A 17,963-nucleotide genomic window follows, 5' to 3' on the forward strand; every position below is an offset into this window, starting at 1 on the left:
GCGATGGCGCCGGTTTGTTGTTCTTGTAGGGATGCTCAATCGGCTACCGCAACACGGAGGTAGCCTGCGCTGGGTGCAACGGTAGCGGTCAGTAGGCTGTCGCTACCGCTTCGGGCGCCTGGCGGCCTTTCAGGGCCACCAGCAGTTCATTGGCCTTGCTCATCATCATCGCCATATCCGAGGCCACGGCGGCGAAGGCGTAGCCCTGCTCCAGGTAGCTGCCGACCAGCTCCGGCGTGCCGCCGACGATGCCGATGGGCATGCCGATGGCTTTGCAGCGCACGATCGCGTCGCTGATCATGGCCTGGATATCAGGGTGCGCCGGGTTGCCGATATGACCACAGACACTGGACAGGTCACCTGGGCCGAGGAACAGCGCATCGACACCCGGCACGGCTGCGATTTCCTCGAGGTTGGCCAACGCGGTGGCGGTCTCGATCTGCAGGATGCAGCACACCGAATCATTGGCCTGCTGGCCATAGCCCTTCCAGGTGCCGTAGCGGCTGGCGCGGTGCACGGCTGCGAAGCCGCGGGTGCCCATCGGTGGATACTTGACCGCGCTGACGGCTGCTCTGGCCTGCTCGGCATTCTCCACGAACGGCACCATCACATTGGTCGACCCCAGGTCCAGTGCGCGCTTGAGCAGCACCGGATCATTGGCGGCCACTCGCACGATCGGCTGCGCACCGGTGCATTGGATGGCCTGCAGAATGTGCCAGAGGTCGCGGAACTCGATCGGTACGTGCTCCATGTCCACGAGCAGCCAGTCGAAACCTGCGTAACCCAGCGCTTCTGCCGTGCTGGGCGATGCGGACATGAGCCAGGTACCGAGCGGTGCAGATTGGCGTTTCAGCAGAGGGGTGAAGGTGGGGGGCGTGACAGCAGTGGACATGGCGACCTCCTGAGGGTTGATCAACCAGCGCTACGAAGCAAAATCGTAGCGCTACGATTTTTCCAGAGAGCCTACTGGATTATTAATCGCAGCGCTACGATTTTATCCGCTTGGCCCCTCTGAGCCCGCGTCAGACGCCTGAAATTTGGGGGCCAGAGGTCAGTACGAGCCAGCCGGAACGGGTGATGGTGCCGATGGCGTTGCTGGTAGGGGCCAAGGCCGAGTATCGGGGACGCAAGCCGTTCCTGCTGGCCGGCTTTCTCATCCTGCCGCTGCGAGGTGTGCTTTACATGGTTTCCGACAACCCGTTCTGGCTGGTGGGTGTGCAACTGCTCGACGGCATCGGCGCGGGCATTTTCGGTGCGTTGTTCCCGATCGTGGTCAAGGACTTGACCGAAGGTACCGGACGATTCAATGTCAGCCTCGGCGCGCTGACGACGGTATTCGGGGTGGGTGCTGCGTTGAGCCCTGGGATTGCCGGGCTGGTAGTCCAGAACGCTGGCTACGATACGGCATTCCTGACCCTGGCGGCCATTGCCGGGGCCGCCTTCATACTGGTGCTGGTAGCGCTTCCGGAAACACTCCAGGCGCTTCGCCGTCGCCCTCGTCTACGCCTAAGCCCAAGCCTGCTGGACACTGAACACCCCATGCCTGTCAGCGAAAATGCACCGATCATCTGGGCCGTCGCGGCCCGCTATGCGGTCCGGCACGCTCGGGGCTCAGGGCAACGGCTGTTCGACCTTGTGTTCCTGGTGGGCACGCTGGTCACCGTGTTTCTGTCTAACGACGCCACCGTCGAGCATCGTGTCCCGGGAAGCGGTGAAACTCATTCTGATAAATTTCTGAGCCTTAACCCTACTTGTGCCTGATCAGCAGAAAACCAAGACTGACCATGTAAGGATTATTCCTTACCATTCAATCTGTATATCCGTGAGAAAGCTCATGCCTGCCATCCACGAAATCGCAAAACCAATTCCCCATTCATAACCATTTGATTTGTAAGAATGGCCAAATGTTCTTTGGGGACCCGGATAGCCTATAACCGCATGTCTGCATACGCCGTGAAAGCCCATGTACGATGGGCTTGAGCCCAAACCTAAGACCCATAACCATGGCCTTTGCCCAGGATCAGCTATCTACAAGGCCAAGACCGTTGGTTTTAAAATAGGCATGGATGTACTCCTACGTAGGTATGCGGACGACCAAGGCAGCCGCCCGCTTTCGGCCATCAAACCTGAGCTTGGCCGCCGTCAACGAACAATTCGATACCATTGACGAAGCTGGCGTCATCCGATGCCAGGAACAGCGCGGCACTGGCGATTTCTTCCGCTTCACCGACACGCCCCATTGGAATCAGCGAAGCCAGGTAGTCGAGCAAACCTTGTTGCTGTGCAGCATCTGGCCCAGCGAGGTCGACCAGGCCTGGGGTACGTGTTGCACCTGGGCTGATGGTATTGATTCGAACCTGACGGTCTTTCAAGTCCAGAAGCCAGTTGCGAGCGAAAGCGCGTACGGCTGCTTTGGAAGCGGCGTAAACACTGAACGCCGCAGTGCCGGAGCTAGCCGCAGTGGAGCCGGTAAGGATCACCGAGGCTTTAGGGGCCAGCATGGGCAGGGCTTTTTGCACGGTGAACAGCACGCCTTTGACGTTGCGGTCGAAGGTGTCATCGAAGTGCTGCTCGGTGATTTCGCCCAGGGGCAGCATCGAACCACCGCCGGCGTTAGCGAAGAGCACATCAATGCGGCCATGCGCGGAGCCAATCTGACGGTAGAGCGCGTCCAGTTGGTCGAGCTTGGTGGAGTCTACTTGCACGCCGGTAGCGTTCCCGACAGCGGCCACTGCTGCGTCGAGTTCGATCTGGCGGCGACCAGTGATGTAGACGTGAGCGCCTTCTTCAGCGAAGCGTTTGGCAGTGGCGAGGCCAATGCCAGTAGTGCCGCCGGTGACCAATGCGATTTTGCCTTCGAGCTTGCCAGTCATGGTGTTTCTCCCGTTACGTTAGGTAAGTTGCTGCGGTGTGGGAGAAGCTTATCGACGGTACATCTTTTTCAAAATAGAATTGCCTGAAATCTATCGTTGCAGAAATGAAATGAGCAAACTTCCGGATTTCGAAGGGTTGGCCATGTTTGCCAAGGTGGCTGAAGAGGGATCGTTCGCTGCGGCATCTCGGGTTATGGGGGTTTCTGTGCCCACGGTATCTCGAGCGGTTGCGCGCCTTGAGGAGCGCCTGGGTGGACGCTTGTTCAACCGCACCTCACGCCAGTTGGCGCTTACAGAGTTTGGCGCGAGCATGGCCGCCAGGGCCGGCGACATTTACCGGCAGGCCGAGGAGGTTGAAAGTGAGGCCCAGGAACTGTCGGTGCAGCCTCGAGGCCAGGTAAGACTCGCGGTACCGATGTCGTTCGGTTTGCGCTGGGTAGCACCACTGATTCCTCAACTGATGCGCATGTACCCAGAACTGTCGATAGACCTGCACCTATCCGATGCGTCCGTCGACCTGATCGCCGAGGGCTTTGATGCGGCTCTGCGCATTGCCGTGCTGCCTGACTCGTCTCTAGTCGCGCGTCGACTCTGTGCCGTAACCCAATACCTTGTGGCTTCACCTGCCTATCTAAGCGCACACGGATACCCGAGCCATCCACGTGAATTAGCCGCACGACCCTGCTTGAGCTATGCGTACCGCGCGCGCAGCCAGGTGTGGCGATTCACCCACGTGGACGGTACCGAAGAAGATGTGGTGCCGACCGGCCCACTTCGTGTCACCAACTCAGATGCCTTATTGCCGGCTTTGCTCGAGGGGCTGGCCATTGCCGAGCTTCCGGAGTTTATCGCTAGCGAATACCTGGCCGATGGCCGACTGATCGCATTGTTGCCCGAGTGGAGCATGATGCGTGGTGGTCTCTATTTCGTTACGCCCTCGGCGCGTACCCGCCCTGTGAAAATCAAGGCGCTCTCAGACTTCTTCTTCGAGCAGCTGTCCGAGCCATCATGGCGTTGGTCTCGATAACCGGCCAAGGCGCTATTCTGGCTGCTGAGCAGCACCTCTTAGAGGGCTTTGGGAGAGTACCGGTAGCTCACTGTAAAGGCAGCGCCACGACGGCGGCCAGCCCACCCGTGGCCCTGTTTTCCAGGCGCACCTGCCCACCCAGCCGCTCGACGATAGTGGCCACGATGGATAAACCTAGCCCTGCCCCATTGGGGCTATTGCGGCTGTAGAAGCGCTCGAATACCCGCACGAGATTTGCCTGGTCTATACCCGGCCCCTCATCTTCGACAACCAGTTCAAAGCGATTGACCAGCCGCCTGAGTGATACCGTGATGCGCCCGCCAGGCGGTGAATGCTCCACCGCATTGGAAACCAGGTTCTGCAAGGCGATGCCCAGCGCTCCGGCATCGATCATCAGGCCAGTGTCACCCTCGCCGATCTCCAGCGAAGGTTCGAGGCCGCGATCCAGTATCCAGGGTGTGAGCTCCGCCAGCACATCGGTGACCACCGCGCCAAGGTCGACAAGGGTGGTGGCGCGCTGGCCGAGGCGCGGCTCGACGCGAGCAAGGGTCAGCAACTGGTTGACCACCCGGGTCAACCGGTCCACGCCGCCTATCAGAAAGCCCAGGGCTTTCTGGCGCTCGGCATCGGTACCGGCGGCCTGTGCGTTTTGCGCATGCAGGCGCAGGATCGCCAGCGGGGTACGCATCTCATGGGCCGCGTCGGCAATGAACCGATGCTCACGCCGCAGCAGGTCCTCGATCTGCGCCAGTAGGCGGTTGATGGCAGCCTGCATGGGCTCGAGTTCGTTCGGCAACGGCACCAGTTGCAGGGGCTCGAGGGAGTCGGCATGGCGGGCACGAATCACATCGGCCATGTTCTGCAACGGCCGCAACCCCCAGCCAATCGCCGCCCAGACCAGCAGCGCCAAGCCCAGGCTGCCGAGCAGAAACGGCAACAGGGTATGGCGTACGATGCGGTCGATCAGGTCGTAACGCACATCGTCGCGCTCACCCACCCAGATCACCCACTGTTTTTCCGGCACCGGTAGAACAAAGCCGCGCCATTGTTCGTCACCGCTGACAAAATCGTAAAAGCCAGGTGCGGTGGGTGGTGGGTCGAGTGTCGGCGCACTGGCAGTGTGCACCAGCAGCCGTGCTCCATCACCCCACACCTGGAATGCCAGTTTGCTTTCATAGGGGTGGCCCACACGATGGCGCCCGGCCTTGCCCAGCGCCTCGTTGAACGCCCGGTAAAGGCTTTCGCGGTTGCTTTCCTGCACGGGCAGGTTCATCACCCCTTGCAACAGCCGGGCATTCTGAGCCATGTGGGCATCGTAGACTTCATTGATCTCGTGCCGGCTATCGCGATAGTTGTACAGCGCCAACAAGCCGGTGCCGAGCAGCATCAGCAGTATCACCCGCCACAGCGTGCGCTGGCGCAGCGAGCTCATGCCTTGCCCTCGACCAGATAGCCGATCCCGCGTACCGTGCGGATCAAGCCGTTGAACAGCTTCTTGCGCAGTTGATAGATGTTCACTTCCAGCGTGTTGCTCTCCGGCTCCTCGTCCCAGCCATACAGCAATTGGGTCAGCCGCTCACGGGTGAATACCTTGCCCGGTTGCGCCAGCAGTTCGTGCAGCAGTCGGTACTCCTTGGGCGTCAGTATCACGGGCACACCGTTGTAGTGCACCTGCTGAGTGGCAGGGTCAAGGCTTACACCTGCGTGTTCGATGAGCACTTTGGCCCGCCCCGCGCTGCGCCTGAGCAAGGCGCGCAGCCGGGCCTTGAGCTCGTTGAGGTCGAAGGGCTTGACCAGGTAATCGTCGGCACCGGCATCCAGGCCAGCGATACGGTCTTCGGTAGCATCGCGCGCGGTGAGGATCAGTACCGGCAGGCTGTTGCCCACTGCCCTCACCTGTCGCAGCAACTCGATACCACCCAACCGCGGCAGCCCGAGGTCAAGGATCACCAGGTCGAATACTTCGTGTTGCAGCGCGTGCAGCCCGCTCAGGCCATCACGCAACCAGTCGAGGGTGTAGCCCTCCTGGCGCAAGCCGTCACAGATCCCCTCGCCCAGCGCGGTATCATCCTCAACCAGCAGCAGCCGCATGTTCAGTCCTGTTTGTCCTTGATGGCCTTGAGTAAAGCATCGATGTCGCCACGCCGGCCTTGGTCGGCCAACTCGCGGCCTGGTCGTGGAGGCGCCTTGCGCGCTTTGTCCAGGGCGGCGGTGGCTTCAGCGTAGCGTTTTTGCCGGTAGAGGTGGTCGGCCCAGAAGTAATTGCTGTCGATACCATCGGGGTTGATTTGCAGCGCCTTGCGCAACAATGTATCGGCCTTGCCGCTGTCGCCGAAGCCGATGGGCCAGCCAGGCACCTGGTCATACAAAGTGCCCAGGCTGGTGTAAGCCGAGCCCTGCAGGGCATTGGGGTCCAGTTTCATCGCTGCTTCCAGGCTGGCCTTCGCCGACTTGACCTTGCCCAGCGCCCCCAAGCCGCCGATGGCACCCGCCCAGCTGCTGTTGACGATGCCATCCCAGATCAAGGGTTCGGCCGAGCCCGGGTGCTGATGAACCAGCGTGGCGGCGTCGGCGGCCAGTTTCTCGAACGCATCGGCCCGCTTGTCCTTGGGGGTCTGGTACTGAATCTGCGCCCAGCGCTGCTGCACGTTAGCCAATTGTTGGCTGCCGGCCTGGTCCAGCGCCCAGGTGAGCGGTGCAAATGCCAGCAGGCCAGCGATGAAAAGACGTTTCATTTGCTCGACTCCTTGGAATGGCTAGTGATGTAACGGCGGATCACCGGCAGTTGCTTGCGCAAGGCACGGTCAACCACCCCGGGCAGCATGCCGTTGATGCGCACGAAGAGCTTTTCCGGCCAGCCCAGGTAGAGCTCGTTGCGCTCTGATTGCACGGCCTTGAGCACAGCGCGGGCCACATCGGCCGGGTCGTCCATGCCAACCTTCAGCGCCTGGTTGAGCGCTGTGGCGGCGGTGCTGTTCATAGCGGTGCGGGTCGCCCGGGGGGCTGCGTACATGACACTCACCGAGGTATCGGCCAGCTCGCGCCGCAGCGCCTGCGAGAAGCCACGCAGGGCAAATTTGCTGGCGCAGTAGGTGGCATAGCCGGGGTAACCGATCGAGCCGTAGGTGGAGCCGACGTTGACTACCATCGCACGGGGTTGTGCGCGCAGCAGCGGCAGGCAGACACGGGTCAGTTGCAGGGCGGCCTTGAGGTTGATGTCCAGCAGTTCGTCCAGCGCCTGCGCGTCGATCTGGTCGAACAGGGCAAAACGGTTCACGCCCGCGGCGTTGATCAGCACGTTGACCCCACCCATCTCCCGGGCACGGGCAAGCACCTGCTCACGCCCCTCGTGTTGGCGCAAGTCGGCCGACTGCCAGAGCAGCCTGCCCGGGTAACGGTTCATCAGGTCGGCGAGCTTGCCCATCTGCCGGCTCACTGCCAGCACCCGGGCACCAGCTGCACACAGCTGTTCGGCCAGTTCCAGGCCGATACCCCCGCTGGCGCCGGTGAGTATCACTGCACACTCAGGCAAGCGCATGACGCACCTCTTGCAAGCCCGCATGCGGCAGCCCCTGGAACATGTCGGTATAAAGGCGATAAACCACTTTGGCCGCATTGATCACAGCCCGCTGGTCGTCAGCATCCTCAAGGCGGTCCATCAGTTGCCTGTAGGTGACCATATGCTCCTGGTCCAGCGCGCCGTGGGAGCTGAGATAGCTGAAGGCTTTATCCGGCAACGCCAGTGTGCGCTGGATCATGCCGGCGGCCTGGGTGGCCAGGGCAATGCTGGTGCCTTCGAGCACATTGACCATGCCAAACAGCCCGACAGGGTTGCCTCGGGCGATCAAGTCGTAGAGGTAGGCGACCATCAGCTCGATCGGCAGCGCCGGCCGGCCGTCCCGTACCGCTTCCCAGTCGCCACCGCAGGCGGTGATGTCATTGAGGACCCACTGCTCGTGGCCGTACTCCTCCTCGATGTACTCGCACACAGCGCCGCGCAGCCATTCCAGGCGCGAGGGCAGGCGCGCACCGCACGCCATCATCAGCGGCACGGTGTGGCGGACATGGTGGTAGGCCTGGGTCAGGAAGGCCACATAGCTGTCGAGGCTGACGTGCCCCGCCAATGCATCGCGTATGACCGGCACGGCGAACAGGGCTTGACGCTCCTGAGTGGTGTGTATTTGCAGGGTATCGAAAAAGGACATGGCAGGCCTCACAGCGGGATGGCGGATAACAAGGCGTGGTAACGACGCAGGATGGCCTCACGTCGTGGGCGACCATTGGCGGTCAATGTGTTGTCGGTACTGGACAATGGGCACGGCAGCCGCCGCCAGGCATGTACCCTGGCGTAATCCGGCAGTACGGCATTGCACTGCTGCACCGCCTGGTCGATAAGGGTGTCTGAAGTGGTTGGGTCCAACGGCCAAAGCAACGCCAGGTTCTTTGGCAGGGCTTCGCCCTGGACGAACGCCTGGGCGATTACCCCGCTCTGGGTCAGTTCGGCCTCCACCCATTCCGGGTTGACGTTACGCCCGAAGCTGGTGATGAACTGGTGCTTCTTGCGACCATCGAGGTACAGGTAGCCCGCCTCGTCAAAATGCCCGAGGTCGCCCGTGGCCCACCAGCTATCGCACACCGCGGGCTCTTCCAGGTAGCCGAGCAACACCGAGCCCGCCACCAGCACCTCGCCGTCTTCGGCGATACGCACCTGCACATGGGGCAGCGGTTTGCCGACACTGCCTCGACGGGTTGCGCCAGGCCGGTTCAAGGCCACCACCGACGCGCACTCGGACAATCCATAGCCCTCGAATACCGGCAGGCCGATAGCTTCGGCACGGGCCAGCAGGCTGGGCGCCACCCGCGCACCACCGACTGCAACGAACCGCAGCGCCCCCACCCGCATCAGCCCGCGCTCGATAGCCGTAATCAGCCCCAGCAACAGCTGTGGCACCAGAATCAGGCTCTGCGCGCCGCTCAGGGCGATGGCCCCCAGCAAGCGCTGGAAATCGACTTGGCTGGCACCGCCCATGCCCAGTTGCGCCTGGGAATACAGCAGCACACTCGCCCCGGCCATCAATGCGGCGTACACGCCAAGGTTCTCCAACAGCACACCAAACGGCAGCACCGCAATGTAACGCTGAGGTGCACTGGGCCGGCTGGCCACTTCCAGTTCCCGGGCGACACGCAACAGGGCTTCGGCAGACAGGCACACGCCCTTGGGCTTGCCGGTGCTGCCGGAGGTGTAGGTGATCTTGGCGGTACCGGCAGGCAACGCCGCAGCGGGCTCTGCGTTGCGAGCCCAGAAGCCGTTTTGCTGGGCAAACCCGAGTTCGGCGAGAGTCCCGTGCCATTGCGGGTCGCACAGTACATGCCTGGCACCGCTCTGCTTGATGCAATGGCTGAACTGGGCAGTACTGAAGAACGACGGCACGATCACACAAGGACGCTCGGCAAACAGCGCCGCCAAGTCCCAGAACAGCACCTGCGGGCCATTATCCAAAGCCAGTACCAGCGGGCCTGGCGAGCGGCTACGCAAGCTGTGGGTGCGCAGGCCCACTTCGGCCAGCAGCTGCCTGAAGGTGAAGCGTTCGGTCGCCCCTTGCACGGCAATCGCGTCCGCGTGATCGCGGGCAAACCTGGTCAGAAGCTGATGGAAGCGCTCCAGTTCATGCGGCATGGCCCGTCTCCTGAAAGGCCGTTGGCAACCCCAGGCGCTGGAACACCCCAGCCTTGCTCAAGGCATCGAAGCCATGACCGATGTGGCCGGCAAAGACTTGCGGATGTTGCGCGTAGTAGGTGCCCCATTGGTCCACCTGCCCATTCAGCCGGGCCGGGTCGGCGCACGCCAGTACCGATGGCACCAACCCCAGCCGCTGGAAACTGTTGATCAGTGTGGCCGCGCCGGTGAACGCCACCCACTTCAGGCCACGTGTGGCCAGCAACCAGGTGACCGCTATGATCATGATCCGCGCGCTCCCGGCACTCAGCGAGGCCAGGTTGCCGACTTCGACCATGCACTCACGCTCCAGGGTGCACCCCGCTACGCGTGATACTGCAGCTTCCAGCGGCTCGTCCAGATAATGCTCGAGAAACAGCGGCCCGCTGCTGGCAGGGCGCATGCCTGCGGCAGCAATCAGTCGGCCATGGCTGTCGTGCAGCGCCAGCAGTTCTGGCAGGTAGTGGTGCACATCGGCGTGATGCACGCTGGCAAAACACTGATGAATGAAGTGCTCAAGTTCATCGCGCCCAGGGTCCTTGTGCAGATGCAGCGACAAGTGGGCGTGATGGTCAACGTGGCTGCCGATAGCCAATGGGAGCAGGCTGCTCCACTGAAACTGGGTCATGAAACTCCCCCCGCTTGGGCGTGATGGGGTGAGTATCAGTGGTCAATCTGAAGGGAATCTGAAGGCCCAGTGCTGTTCAAGCCAAAAACCGACACGCTGGCATTTATCGGCCAAACTTCTATCAGGGCCTCAGGGGAGCCGTCGATGTTTACCGTCACGCTGATCAACGCACTGGTCGTGATGCTGGTGGTGGTGATCCATTACGAATGCCTGCTGCGCCTGAACGACTGGCTACCGCGGCTCAAGCTGTGGAGCCGGTTTCGCATCGTCATTGGGGTGTTCGGCGCTTTGGTGGCCCACGCACTGGAAGTCTGGTGCTTTGCCCTGGCTTACTACCTGATGGCCAATGCCACAGGCTGGGGCACGCTGAGCGGCAACTTCGACGGCACATTCATGGACTGCGTGTACTTCTCATTCACCACCTACACCACCATCGGATTTGGCGATATCGCGCCCAGTGGTGACCTCAAATACCTCACAGGCCTGCAGGCGCTGACAGGTCTGGTGATGATCACCTGGACGGCCTCGTTTCTGTTTCTGGAAATGCAGAAGTATTGGAAAACCCAGTAGTGGCGTTGGCCTATCAGCCCGGCAATTGGCAACTATCAAACGGGGTGACCAACGGCGACCGCATCTCGCCACGGTTTTGACGCCGAACAAGACTTCTACGCTTTTTCGGCGCACGCTGTACTAGCCACCCCAAGAACAGCCGATGCCACGGAGGCCGATACGGCCCGTCTTTTCCAGCACGACGAATACCTGTGAAGGCATGGCTAACGAGGCTGTGGCCGAAGTAAAGCAGGCCGTGGGCAACGCCACCGGCAACACGCAACAGGAGCTGAAAGGCAAACTGCTGGAGAAAAGGGCGCGGTGTAACAGGCCTGCTGGCGGAAGGTGTGCTAAAACCAGCATATCCAACGCCTGGGCCTCCCATGAGCAACTTTCCGATCGTTGCCACGATACTCTCGATGATACTGGGGCTCTCGGTCACTCGGCTGCTGCTGGGCGTATTGACGGTATTCCGCATCCGCCGCGTAGCAAAGCCCGACTGGGTGCCGCTAGCCTGGGCGGGGATCCTGTTCACGACGCAGCTCGACTTCTGGTGGGCTGTAAACGCACTGCCGGCGATAAAAGTGACGTTCACATTCCTGGAGTTTCTCCTGCTCGTGCTGTTGGCGCTGTCGCTTTTTGTCTCTTCGGCGCTGTTGCTCCCCAGTCGCAGTGAGGATGAGCAGAATGGCCTTCAGGTCTACTTTGAACAGGATGGCCGTTATGCGCTGTTGTTCCTTTCCGCTTATCTGTTCCTCGGCCTTGTCGTAAACGTGAGCTTTTTCAAGGCATCTCCGATAGCGCTATGGGGCGTATTGGACGCGATCATGATTGCCCTTGCGCTCTGCGCGTTTGTCGCCAAGTCCCGCGAGCGCTATGCACTTATCGCCTTGGCATACGTCCCCATTACAGCGTTTGACTTGGTTGTCTCACTGGCCGGCTAGTCAATTCGCTCGCACCACGGTACTGCTTGGGCCGGCGGCTGATGCGCCGGAGCAAGCGTATCCGTTGAAACTTTCGCAAACCGCGCCAAGTCCAGACCCCTATCGATCAATGAACGGGAGCAGGCAATGACAGGCACGGTAGGCGACTTTCTGGTTGAACGCTTGTATCAATGGGGGGTGCGGCGCATCTTTGGCTACCCCGGCGACGGCATCAACGGTGTTTTTGGCGCACTGGCCCGGGCCAACGGCAAGATCGAATTCATCCAGGCCCGCCACGAGGAAATGGCAGCATTCATGGCCTGCGCCCACGCCAAGTTCACCGGGGAACTGGGTGTGTGCATCGCCACCTCCGGGCCTGGGGCCTCGCACCTGCTTACCGGTTTGTATGATGCCCGCATGGACCACATGCCAGTGCTGGCCATCGTCGGCCAACAAGCCCGGGCGGCGTTGGGCGGCCACTATCAGCAGGAACTGGACCTGCTGTCTATGTTCAAGGATGTGGCCGGTGCCTTCGTGCAACAGGCCTCCACCCCCTCGCAGGTCCGACACTTGCTTGACCGGGCCGTGCGCACTGCCGTCGGCGAGCGACGGGTGACGGCGGTGATCCTGCCCAATGACCTGCAGGACCTGCCCTACCAGGAACCGGCCCGCGAGCACGGCACCGTGCATTCCGGCATTGGCTACAGCAAGCCCAAGGTGGTGCCCTACGAGCGCGACCTGCAACGCGCCGCCGATGTGCTCAACGCCGGGCGCAAAGTGGCCATTCTGGTGGGTGCAGGTGCCTTGCAGGCCACCGAGCAGGTCATCGAAATTGCCGAAACACTGGGCGCAGGTGTGGCCAAGGCGCTACTCGGCAAAGCCGCCCTGCCCGATGACCTGCCATGGGTGACCGGCGCCATCGGTTTGCTCGGCACCGAACCGAGCTACCAGTTGATGGCGGAGTGCGACACCCTGCTGATGATCGGCTCAGGGTTCCCCTACGCCGAGTTCATGCCCAAGGAAGGCCAGGCGCGCGGCGTGCAGATCGACTTGCAGCCGGACATGCTCAGCCTGCGGTACCCGATGGAGGTAAACCTGGTAGGGGATGCCGGGGAGACCTTGCGCGCATTGCTGCCACTGCTCGAGCCCAAAACCGACCGGCGCTGGCGCAAGAAGGTCGAAGGATGGCGGGCACGCTGGGACAAGACCCTGGCCAAACGCGCCATGGTCAAAGCTGACCCGATCAACCCGCAGCGCGTGGTGTACGAGCTGTCCCCTCGCCTGCCCGACAACGCCCTGGTGACCAGCGACTCCGGGTCCTGCGCCAACTGGTATGCCCGCGACCTGCACATTCGCCAGGGCATGCAGTGCTCGTTGTCCGGCGGCCTGGCCTGCATGGGCGCCGCCGTGCCGTACGCCATCGCCGCCAAGTTCGCCCATCCGCAGCGCCCGGTGATCGCCTTGGTGGGCGACGGCGCGATGCAGATGAGTAACCTGGCCGAACTGATCACCGTGGCCAAGTACTGGCAGCAATGGGAAAACCCGCGGTGGATCTGCGCGGTGTTCAACAACGAGGACCTCAATCAGGTGACCTGGGAGCAGCGTGTGATGGAGGGCGACCCCAAATTCGAGGCATCCCAGACGATCCCTGACGTCCCCTATCACCTGTTTGCCATCTCCATCGGCCTGCAGGGCATTTACGTAGACCGTGAAGAAGACGTTGCAGCAGCCTGGGAACGAGCCCTGAGCGCCGACCGGCCGGTACTGATCGAATTCAAGACCGACCCCAACGTGCCGCCTTTGCCACCTCATATCAAGCTGGAGCAGGCGAAGAAATTTGCCGGCACCTTGCTCAAGGGCGACCCGGATCAGGCGGGTGTCATCGTGCAGACCGCCAAGCAGGTACTCAGCTCGGTGCTGCCAGGCAAGAAGTGACGGGCGACCCGACGAGCCGGTCATCGCTCATAGTTCAAGCGGGATAGACAGCGGCGCGCCCGTGCAACCAGGCATCGGTAGCCAGGGCGTCGCCCAAGGCCGCACCGCTTGCGGTGTTGTCGAATATGCACCAGGCAGGTTGTTGTGCGTCCTCGCGCTGCTGCAACCGAGCAGCCAGGCGCTGCAGGTAATCGCGCGCGTAGGCGCTGCGATAGATCTGCGGCTCCCCATGCAAGCGCCAGTAAACCAGCCCCTGCCAGCCCCCCGGTTGAGCATCCACGCCGAACCGCGAAGGGCTGGCCGCCACTTGAGCCACTTGCAAGTCCACGAGCAATGACTGCGCTGTCGCCCAGGTAGGATGCCGTGGTTCTACTGCCAGCCATCCATCATAGTGTTTACGCAGGCGGGTGAAAAATCGATCGGCAACGTCGACGTCAAATGCCAGTGACGGCGGCAATTGCACCAACAGGCAACCGAGGCGATCGCCCAGATGCCCGCATTCTTGAAGAAATTGCTCAAGCAAGCCGGTACAGCCAACCAGGCGCTTTTCATGCGTGATGGCTTTGGGCAACTTGACAGAGAACCGAAAATGCTCAGGGGCTGACGCAGCCCAACGGGTATAAGTTTTTGGCTGATGAGCGCGATAGAACGAAGAGTTGATTTCGACTGCGTTCAATCGGGTCGCGTAGCGCTGCAGTTGGGTCCCTTGCTGGGGAAAGTGCCCGGCATGAAGGCGTGGCACGCTCCAGCCCGCGCAACCAAGATGAATCATTCTGAGGGTTCCGTGCAAACCTCTATCTCGGACAATCCCAGCAAATCGGCTTGAGCCATGATCTCGCTCGGCGATGAGTCGGCCGCAGGGAGAACGAGGCCGTTTTCACTGTCACCAAAGTGCAACACGATCAGGTGCATGGCGGCCTCGTGACGACTGAGTGGGTGCTGCTCCAATGTCAGCTGGTAGCTTTTCGGTTCTTCGGCCAAGCGGTAGTGAATGTTGTACGTTGTCATGGTCACCTCAAGGTTTACGGGCTACTAAACCTGACTGACGGATTGAAGCGCAGTTCCGACCATTGCATAGGTCTGTCGGGAGATTGGGTGGTTGCAGCCGATCAGCCTGGGTCAGGCGTTGGAGGGTCATGGCGAGTTAGATGGCGGGGTGCCAAGAATTTGTAATCGATCCGCATAACTGTTCAGCGGGGTTTGAGTTTATTGCGTGGCTGGATTGCCTCATAAAGGAATCCAGCCACGCTTGACGTTAAGCGTCTAGAAACTCAAGGTAATCGAGAGCTTCAAGAGGGGGGTTGACGGCGTGAGAAAATGACGGCATGTATCCCTGGGGAGTCTGTTCCCATCGTTTCTCGGTCACAATGTGCTTGACCTTAGATCCGTCTTCCAAACGCACATAGTAATCGTCACCCACTTGAATATACTCAGCCATCTCAGCCAGCGTATAGACATAGCCAGTAGGGAGGCCCAACATCCAACCCTTCTTCACTGTAATCATCAGATCAAACAAAGTTCCGTCGGGCGAGGCGCTCCAATGTTTACGGACGATAGGGCCAGTAAGAGTTGCGGCTGCCTTGTAAGTAAAGATATCTCCCGGCATCGATAGGCCATAAGCTTTTTTAAGACACACATTGCTTGTTTCATTGCTTGGCGAATCTACTGCAGGGGTTAGGGGCATTCTATTATTCATCTCTTGAGTTTCCTGTTGGTTGGGACTCACTAAAGATTAAGTTCAACCCTTCGTAATGGGTACTCGCAGAAATGTTAGGGCCTGCACTAGATTCCGCCCCCAATTGCCGATTTTGCGGTGATGCATAAACCGAGCGCCGCCCGCGCGGCGCATCGCGGGCAAGCCCGCTCCCACATTTGTTGCAACGTGCCATGGCCTGATAGGCCATGGTTGTTAGCCTTGGTGGCTCGACGAGCTTTTTCGGCTGGCGCTGCTGGCGCCTCACTTGTCTTCAGCCATGCGCCAAGGCGAACAACCATGGCCTGACTGGAACGGCGCGTTGCAACAAATGTAGGAGCGGGCTTGCCCGCGATGCGCCGCGCGGGCGGCGCTCGATCTCATGGGCGCTGAAGATCTCAAGGCAAGCGCTTCGCGATGCGCCGCGCGGGCGGCGCTCGATCTCAAAGGCGCTGAAGATCCCAAGGCAGGCGCTTAGCGATGCGCCGCGCGGCCGGCGCGCGATCTAACTGGCGCTGAATATACCGTGGCGAGCACCGGGGGCATGCCAGACCTTGCCCTTGGATCCCCTCAACGGCACTATTCTTCCCTAAAGCCAAACCCGCTCGGCTGAACGGAGAAGTGATGCATGGACATTCAACGCAGGAACAACGTCACCGTCCATGGCGCAGGCACTTCGACGCTGGTCTTTTCCCACGGCTTCGGCTGCGATCAGACCATGTGGCATTACCTGTTCCAGCACTTCACCAACCGCTTCCGTGTGGTGTTGTATGACTTGGTCGGCGCAGGCAGATCTGACCTGGCTGCCTATGAAAGCGAAAAATACGGTTCACTGGCCGGTTACGCCCGCGACCTGAACGACGTCATCGATGAGTTTGCAAGCGGCCCGGTGATCGTTGTCGGCCACTCGGTGAGTGCAATGATCGCCGCACTGGCCGACCGCCTTTCCCCGAATCGCATAGCCGCTCATGTCATGGTTGGGCCCTCGCCGTGCTATATCGATTCCGATGGGTATGTGGGCGGGTTCAAGCTCGAAGACATTCACTCGCTCCTTCACACGTTGGACAGCAACTACTTGGGCTGGTCGAGCGCGATGGCCCCTACCATCATGGGCTCACCCGGGCAGCCGGCCCTGGGTGATGAACTTACCAATAGCTTTTGCCGCACAGATCCGCAGATCGCGAAGCAATTTGCACGCGTGACCTTCCTGTCCGATAACCGCGAAGACATCGCCGGGTTGGCTACCCCGACGCTTATCCTGCAATCTTCCGATGACCTGATCGCGCCGGTGGGCGTGGGCCATTACATGCATGCGACTTTACCCAATAGTGTTTTTCACCTCGTAGATAACGTGGGGCATTGCCCGCACATGAGCGCTCCAGGCGCGTGTGCCAAAGCAATGGACGCCTTCCTTCAGCCGTGGGTAGGCGCAGATGTCGATTGATCAGCCGCTACTTCCCGCGTTCGAAGACCTTTTCGACGGTGCCCCCTGCGGCCTGGTCGTCACCGACGAAGACGGCACCATCCTGCGCAGCAATCGCATTTTCAGCATCTGGATGGGCATCAGCCAGGAAGCGCTTGGCCAGCTTCGGTTTCAGGACCTCCTGACAATGGGCGGTAAAATCTTCCATCAGACCCACTGGGCGCCCCTCATGCGCATGCAGGGCTCCGTTGCGGAGGTGAAACTTGACCTCAAAAACGCCAGTGAGCAGATAGTCACGCTGCTGCTCAATGGCGTGAGGCGCGAGCATGCCGATGGCGTTTATTACGAACTGGCGCTGTTCGGGATGACTGATCGGGACAAGTATGAACGCGAGATTGTGGAGGCTCGCCAACGGGCCGAACAGTTGTTATGGGAGAAGACAAGCGCCGAGGCCGCCTTACAGCAGGCAAAAGTGGAGCTCGACCTCGCCTATGAAAAATCCCAACAGCGGGCGTTTTTTGCGGAGCAAATGGTCGCAATCGCAAGCCATGACCTGAAGAATCCGCTCACCGCGATCAAGATGGCGACAGACCTGCTGGCACGAGGCGAACGCTCATCGCGAGATACAGAATTGCTCGGCCACATCCGTCAGTCCTCCGAGCGCGCTCAACGGATGATCGCAGACCTTCTGGACCTCGCATTGGCCAGGGTAGGGCGTGGCATCGGCATCACACCGAGGGCAGTTGACCTGCACCAGGTCATTGAGCGAAGCGTAAACGAGCTGCGTGTCGCCTTCCCCCAGGCAAGGCTGGTCCATGAACAGGTGGGCGCAGGGCTGGCAGAGGTCGACGCTGACAGGATGCATCAGCTCGTTGGGAATCTAGTAGCCAACAGTGTGGCCTATGGGGACCTTGGCCAGCCCATAACGGTCACTTCCTCCCTAGAGGGAGAGATGGCCTTGCTAACGGTTCATAACGAGGGTCCAGCCATACCCGAATCTTCGCTGGGTAACCTGTTTGAGCCGATGACACGAGTGAGCGAGTTGGACACTGACCTGAGAAGCGTAGGGCTCGGCCTTTTCATCGTTCGGGAAATCGCCAAGGCCCATGGCGGCGATGTGGTCGTCAGTTCCACGAACGAAAGGGGAACGTCATTCTGTGTGAGTTTCAGCCGTACCAGCATTCAGCGTTGATAGA

General features: G+C 60.7%; 18 protein-coding genes and 1 pseudogene. 7 read left to right on the top strand and 12 right to left on the bottom strand.

Translation table 11 applies throughout. The annotated features are described in order from the left end of the window. Window positions 1-88: 88 nt before the first annotated feature. Window positions 89-856, bottom strand: a complete 768-nt coding sequence (locus tag ACFY68_RS09505; protein ID WP_387526490.1) for a 2-dehydro-3,6-dideoxy-6-sulfogluconate aldolase — start codon at window positions 854-856, stop codon at window positions 89-91. A gap of 218 nt (window positions 857-1,074) precedes the next feature. Between ACFY68_RS09505 and ACFY68_RS09510 the strand changes: the two are divergent. After that, a pseudogene (locus ACFY68_RS09510) lies at window positions 1,075-1,761 on the top strand (MFS transporter); the annotation flags it as partial. A 359-nt stretch (window positions 1,762-2,120) separates the two neighbouring features. On the opposite strand, the gene ACFY68_RS09515 reads toward ACFY68_RS09510, so the two are convergent. Next, window positions 2,121-2,873 carry an SDR family NAD(P)-dependent oxidoreductase gene (locus tag ACFY68_RS09515; protein ID WP_387526031.1) on the bottom strand — a complete coding sequence of 251 codons (753 nt, stop codon included), beginning with the start codon at window positions 2,871-2,873 and terminating at the stop codon, window positions 2,121-2,123. A gap of 109 nt (window positions 2,874-2,982) precedes the next feature. Between ACFY68_RS09515 and ACFY68_RS09520 the strand changes: the two genes are divergently transcribed. After that, entirely contained in the window at window positions 2,983-3,900 is a 918-nt protein-coding gene (locus ACFY68_RS09520) for a LysR family transcriptional regulator (RefSeq protein WP_387526034.1), read from the top strand. A gap of 67 nt (window positions 3,901-3,967) precedes the next feature. Here the strand turns inward: ACFY68_RS09520 and ACFY68_RS09525 are convergent, their stop codons facing one another. The 7 genes from ACFY68_RS09525 to ACFY68_RS09555 are packed head-to-tail and all read right to left on the bottom strand — an operon-like array spanning window position 3,968 to window position 10,244. Beyond that, on the bottom strand, window positions 3,968-5,332 hold the full coding sequence (locus ACFY68_RS09525) for an ATP-binding protein (protein WP_387526037.1): 1,365 nt from the start codon (window positions 5,330-5,332) through the stop codon (window positions 3,968-3,970). Beyond that, window positions 5,329-5,991 (bottom strand): response regulator, encoded by a 663-nt coding sequence (locus ACFY68_RS09530; RefSeq protein ID WP_387526040.1) that lies wholly within the window; start codon window positions 5,989-5,991, stop codon window positions 5,329-5,331. Before ACFY68_RS09530 ends, ACFY68_RS09525 begins: the two co-directional genes overlap by 4 nt. Window positions 5,992-5,993: 2 nt before the next feature. Then, window positions 5,994-6,635 carry a hypothetical protein gene (locus ACFY68_RS09535; RefSeq protein WP_387526043.1) on the bottom strand — a complete coding sequence of 214 codons (642 nt, stop codon included), beginning with the start codon at window positions 6,633-6,635 and terminating at the stop codon, window positions 5,994-5,996. Beyond that, window positions 6,632-7,438, bottom strand: a complete 807-nt coding sequence (locus ACFY68_RS09540; RefSeq protein ID WP_387526046.1) for an SDR family oxidoreductase — start codon at window positions 7,436-7,438, stop codon at window positions 6,632-6,634. The genes ACFY68_RS09535 and ACFY68_RS09540 overlap by 4 nt, the downstream gene beginning before the upstream one ends. Next, on the bottom strand, window positions 7,425-8,105 hold the full coding sequence (locus ACFY68_RS09545) for a TenA family transcriptional regulator (RefSeq protein WP_387526049.1): 681 nt from the start codon (window positions 8,103-8,105) through the stop codon (window positions 7,425-7,427). Before ACFY68_RS09545 ends, ACFY68_RS09540 begins: the two co-directional genes overlap by 14 nt. A gap of 8 nt (window positions 8,106-8,113) precedes the next feature. After that, window positions 8,114-9,577, bottom strand: a complete 1,464-nt coding sequence (locus ACFY68_RS09550) for an AMP-binding protein (RefSeq protein WP_387526051.1) — start codon at window positions 9,575-9,577, stop codon at window positions 8,114-8,116. Then, window positions 9,567-10,244 carry a thermostable hemolysin gene (locus tag ACFY68_RS09555; protein WP_387526054.1) on the bottom strand — a complete coding sequence of 226 codons (678 nt, stop codon included), beginning with the start codon at window positions 10,242-10,244 and terminating at the stop codon, window positions 9,567-9,569. Before ACFY68_RS09555 ends, ACFY68_RS09550 begins: the two co-directional genes overlap by 11 nt. Before the next feature lie 144 nt (window positions 10,245-10,388). Between ACFY68_RS09555 and ACFY68_RS09560 the strand changes: the two genes are divergently transcribed. The 3 genes from ACFY68_RS09560 to ACFY68_RS09570 all read left to right on the top strand — a co-directional run bounded on the left by ACFY68_RS09560 (window position 10,389) and on the right by ACFY68_RS09570 (window position 13,651). Then, window positions 10,389-10,814 (top strand): potassium channel family protein, encoded by a 426-nt coding sequence (locus tag ACFY68_RS09560; protein ID WP_387526057.1) that lies wholly within the window; start codon window positions 10,389-10,391, stop codon window positions 10,812-10,814. Between the two features lie 362 nt (window positions 10,815-11,176). Next, window positions 11,177-11,737: a hypothetical protein gene (locus ACFY68_RS09565; RefSeq protein WP_387526060.1), complete on the top strand. Its 561-nt coding sequence runs from the start codon at window positions 11,177-11,179 to the stop codon at window positions 11,735-11,737. Window positions 11,738-11,863: 126 nt separating this feature from the next. Then, a complete protein-coding gene (locus ACFY68_RS09570) occupies window positions 11,864-13,651 on the top strand; it encodes a thiamine pyrophosphate-requiring protein (RefSeq protein ID WP_387526063.1) in 1,788 nt (595 codons plus the stop codon). Between the two features lie 34 nt (window positions 13,652-13,685). Here the strand turns inward: ACFY68_RS09570 and ACFY68_RS09575 are convergent, their stop codons facing one another. From ACFY68_RS09575 to ACFY68_RS09585, 3 genes are all read right to left on the bottom strand, one after another. Further along, complete coding sequence (locus ACFY68_RS09575; protein ID WP_387526493.1) at window positions 13,686-14,423, bottom strand: DUF72 domain-containing protein; 738 nt, start codon at window positions 14,421-14,423, stop codon at window positions 13,686-13,688. Continuing rightward, on the bottom strand, window positions 14,420-14,659 hold the full coding sequence (locus ACFY68_RS09580; protein ID WP_387526066.1) for a hypothetical protein: 240 nt from the start codon (window positions 14,657-14,659) through the stop codon (window positions 14,420-14,422). Before ACFY68_RS09580 ends, ACFY68_RS09575 begins: the two co-directional genes overlap by 4 nt. Window positions 14,660-14,906: 247 nt before the next feature. Continuing rightward, complete coding sequence (locus ACFY68_RS09585; protein WP_387526069.1) at window positions 14,907-15,347, bottom strand: hypothetical protein; 441 nt, start codon at window positions 15,345-15,347, stop codon at window positions 14,907-14,909. 625 nt (window positions 15,348-15,972) lie between these two features. Between ACFY68_RS09585 and ACFY68_RS09590 the strand changes: the two genes are divergently transcribed. Both ACFY68_RS09590 and ACFY68_RS09595 read left to right on the top strand, forming a co-directional pair. Then, the gene (locus ACFY68_RS09590; protein WP_387526072.1) at window positions 15,973-16,788 is read left to right on the top strand and encodes an alpha/beta fold hydrolase; all 816 of its coding nucleotides are present in this window, start codon (window positions 15,973-15,975) and stop codon (window positions 16,786-16,788) included. Further along, window positions 16,778-17,959, top strand: a complete 1,182-nt coding sequence (locus tag ACFY68_RS09595; protein ID WP_387526075.1) for an ATP-binding protein — start codon at window positions 16,778-16,780, stop codon at window positions 17,957-17,959. The genes ACFY68_RS09590 and ACFY68_RS09595 overlap by 11 nt, the downstream gene beginning before the upstream one ends. Window positions 17,960-17,963 lie beyond the last annotated feature (4 nt).

Origin of the sequence: Pseudomonas sp. NPDC012596 (genome assembly GCF_042902325.1) — a bacterium.
Lineage (GTDB): Bacteria > Pseudomonadota > Gammaproteobacteria > Pseudomonadales > Pseudomonadaceae > Aquipseudomonas.